Raw genomic sequence first — 3,498 nt, forward strand, 5'->3', positions numbered from 1 at the left:
GCCGCCTGGAGTTTTGTAGTTTCGTATAATCCTTATTATGGACTACAATTACATATTCTAAAAGATATGAAGGTGTAATTACAAATTACACCTAGGCACTACCACCGTTATACTTCATTCAGTGGGGGAATCAATCAGTTATGGGTTAGAGACATTACTTATTGGAGGTTTAAGGATAAGTTTCTTTACATCAGTTTTGTGACCGATGTCTTCTCACATAAGATCGTAGGTTATCATTTGAGTGAATCGTTGGAAGCCGAATCCTCAATCCATGCCCTTCAAAAGGCTTTGGATCAGTTAAAACAACCAGTAGAAGGCCTAATCCATCATTCAGACCGAGGCATTCAATATTGCTGTAAAGAATATGTCAAGTTATTACAGGACAATAGTATAGCGATAAGTATGACCGAAAACGGTGATCCGTTGGAAAATACATTAGCTGAACGGATCAATGGAATTGTTAAAGGAGAATACCTAGATTGCTATGAAGTGAATTCAATTCAAGAAGTAAATGAGTTACTTTCCCAAGTAGTCAATCTCTACAACCAAGTAAGACTACATATGAGTATAGGAAACAAAACTCCTGAGGAAATCCACCAAACCAATCAAAAAACAGATCGATTGTGGAAAAACTATTATCCCAAAAACCGTACACTTGTAAACCAATAAAAGAACTAACAGAAACAGTCAATCAGTATTTAAACAATAACATGTAAACCTTTTTTAGGACGAGTCAGCAAGTACGAAAGGGGGGAAAACATCCCCTCAATCGACGTGGCCGCAAAGATCGCCGACTCTCTCGGGGTCACGCTGGATTACTTGGTCAAGGACGGGGAGTACGAACGCATTGACAACGAAACACTCAAAAAACTCAAGGAGATCCAAAATCTTGATCCCGAAAATAAGTCACACGTCTTTGCAACCATCGACGCCTTCATCAAGGCCGCCAAACTTAAAAGTATTGCAACACTATAAAACAAAAGCCCGATATTTCTATCAGGCTCTTAACAGTTTTATTCTCCAATTTTAAAACGAGCTAATAAAGAAGTATAAACCTGCCAAAAAAGATACAATGCCAGCATAGTATATATTGACATTTCCCATGTGAAAATCTTCCTTATTATATGCCTTATCTCTAACTTGAATAATAAAAATAATTATTGAAATGAGAATAAGTAACACTCCAATAACCATGTTGAATATGTCCATAGGTCTTATTTATTTTTCTCGTTATCCACACTTGTAGTAATCTCATAAGTCCAATCGCTTAGCATTTCCCATCCTTTAACTAATCCCTGCCAAACATTATTTGCTTCTTTACTCAGGCTTTCAGAACCAACAGCTTTAAATCCTCCTTTGGATAGTTTACCAAAAGCAAATACTTTCCCTATTTCGTAGCCTGCATCTTGTAATGTCAGATCCCCCGTTGATGCTTTAAGTGTTCCCTCCATAATACTTCCTGCTTTAGAAATCGTACTTCCAACCGCAGTAATTTCAGGCTGGGCAGTTGCAATTCCGGCAACCTCTATAGCTGTACCGAAATCCTGTACTACCTCTGATCCTAGCAGGCCTCCTTGTACAGAGGCCTCTTTCAAGCCTGATGCTACTGCTGCTCCATCATTGACAATAGAGACCGTTGACATAAGCGATACTTGGGAATTACTGAGCTGGGATGAGTATTCTGAGTTTAGGTTACTAGATTGTCCAGTCAATAATCTTTGAGAGGGAGCTTGAATATTGTTGGAAAACTGTGAAAAAATCATACTCGCCTTCATGTAATAATATGAACCGGGACAAAAAACACACCTTCCATCCGGATCATTATATCGTATCGGATTATTCCACATGGTAGCATAAGGACTCATATATATCTGGTTCGGATGATCCGCCAACGGGTCAACAACACTCCACCTCCCAATCGTAGGATCGTACATCCTCGCCCCGTAGTCGTACAGCTCTATCCCAAGGTGGTCGATTGATTCCTTACCGTTATAAAGATAGGGATTCACCTTGATGCCGCCGTACTGATAGCCCAATTCCTTGATTTCTAAACTCCACCCAGTCCCCATGAGCTATTGACTACACCGAGCGGGGGATTCGCTTAATGACATCCTGATCCCTCCACCTAACGAAGATTTAATTTGATCTGAAAATCCAATCGCCATTCTTAAACAATGCCGCAATCATTCCTAGGCCAAAACTTATACCATAATATAAAATGATTACAAAAACTGGATGAAGCCCTTTACCTAATTCTCTTTCCCTTTCCTCATATTTTTTTATAATATTCCTATAGCGACCATTTAGGAGATAATACATCAAAATCACAAGTACCAAAATTAATGCGAAAGGGTATTTATATTTCTTTTCAAAAGAAAAATTATTAATACCGAAACCTTCTAAAACAAATGAAATTGTGAAGATATTAAACATTAAACATGCAACGACAAAAACAATTCCTCCCAATGCAGGCATATCATCAAAGTTTTTAGATCGAATAGCCAATTGATAACTTTTGAAAAATAAATAATCATAAACTCTCATAAATTATTTAGTTAACGCATTTGATTTTCAACAAAATTATAAAACTGATCTCCCCAAACATAATCCGCAACACCTATACCCGCTGCTACACCCCATCCAACAACTGGAATCAAGGCAGCACCAGCGCCTACACCTAATACTGCTGCTCTAGTTCCGGCGCTATAATATTTTCCTTTATCCCAATCGCCGTAAACTTGAACACCGGTTCCAACCACACCTGCAACTCCAAGCAATTTTCCTCCCATACGAGCATAGTTTAAAATCTTAGAGGTAGTGTTTATATTTGTTATTGGAGTCCTTAGAGTAATCTCTTTATTCATGCCATAAATTTGGCCTTTAGGCATATATGCTCCACGATTATCTAAAACACTTTTAGCTCCACCTCCTAATTGACTTCCAATTGAACCACCTAATCCCAAAGTAGCAGAAACACTATAACTTTTCTCACCTTGAATAACACCTCCAGAATTACTCCCTCCTCCAAAGAACCCATTAATTCTTATACCCTCAGAGCTGTTTTCGGTCATCGGAGTTCTTGAGATGACTTTCCATTTGCCATCATTGTACTGAGAGGCACCAAATCTATTTTGAACTACTGCCCCTTCTGCATAAATATCTTTTTCCTTTTCACCTTTGCTACATCCATTAGGACACCTCCCATCTGGATCAATATATTTAATTGGATTATTCCATCCATAGGCTAGTGGCGATTTATCAATTTGCAAAGGATGAGCAGACAGCGGATCCACAACACTCCACCTTCAAATCACCGGATCGTACATCCTCGTACCGTAATCATACAGTTCTATTCCAAGGTGGTCGATTGCTTCTTTACCGTTATAAAGATAGGGATTCACCTTGATGACACCGTACTGATAGCCCAATTCTTTGATCTCCATGCCCCATGGATCATAATGAGTCTCTTGGACAAAAATCGGGCCTGTGCTCATCACT

At 38.9% G+C, this 3,498-nt stretch carries 6 protein-coding genes; 2 read left to right on the top strand and 4 right to left on the bottom strand.

All coding sequences use genetic code 11. From position 1 onward, the window contains the following. The first annotated feature begins 129 nt into the window (after positions 1–129). Positions 130–669 carry an IS3 family transposase gene (locus tag BVH02_RS20895; protein WP_223271943.1) on the top strand — a complete coding sequence of 180 codons (540 nt, stop codon included), beginning with the start codon at positions 130–132 and terminating at the stop codon, positions 667–669. A 36-nt stretch (positions 670–705) separates the two neighbouring features. Next, positions 706–975 (top strand): helix-turn-helix domain-containing protein, encoded by a 270-nt coding sequence (locus tag BVH02_RS20900; protein ID WP_191278362.1) that lies wholly within the window; start codon positions 706–708, stop codon positions 973–975. Positions 976–1,214: 239 nt separating this feature from the next. On the opposite strand, the gene BVH02_RS20905 is transcribed toward BVH02_RS20900, so the two are convergent. From BVH02_RS20905 to BVH02_RS21520, 4 genes are all read right to left on the bottom strand, one after another. Continuing rightward, on the bottom strand, positions 1,215–2,069 hold the full coding sequence (locus BVH02_RS20905) for an RHS repeat domain-containing protein (protein WP_086503419.1): 855 nt from the start codon (positions 2,067–2,069) through the stop codon (positions 1,215–1,217). A gap of 67 nt (positions 2,070–2,136) precedes the next feature. Next, a complete protein-coding gene (locus BVH02_RS20910; protein ID WP_086503420.1) occupies positions 2,137–2,544 on the bottom strand; it encodes a hypothetical protein in 408 nt (135 codons plus the stop codon). An 11-nt stretch (positions 2,545–2,555) separates the two neighbouring features. Then, positions 2,556–3,269: a hypothetical protein gene (locus BVH02_RS20915; protein ID WP_143244275.1), complete on the bottom strand. Its 714-nt coding sequence runs from the start codon at positions 3,267–3,269 to the stop codon at positions 2,556–2,558. A gap of 36 nt (positions 3,270–3,305) precedes the next feature. Then, the coding region (locus BVH02_RS21520; RefSeq protein ID WP_455423290.1) for a hypothetical protein at positions 3,306–3,498 on the bottom strand (193 nt) is incomplete at its 5' end.

It is taken from the genome of Algoriphagus ratkowskyi, assembly GCF_002150505.1.
Taxonomy (GTDB): domain Bacteria; phylum Bacteroidota; class Bacteroidia; order Cytophagales; family Cyclobacteriaceae; genus Algoriphagus; species Algoriphagus ratkowskyi.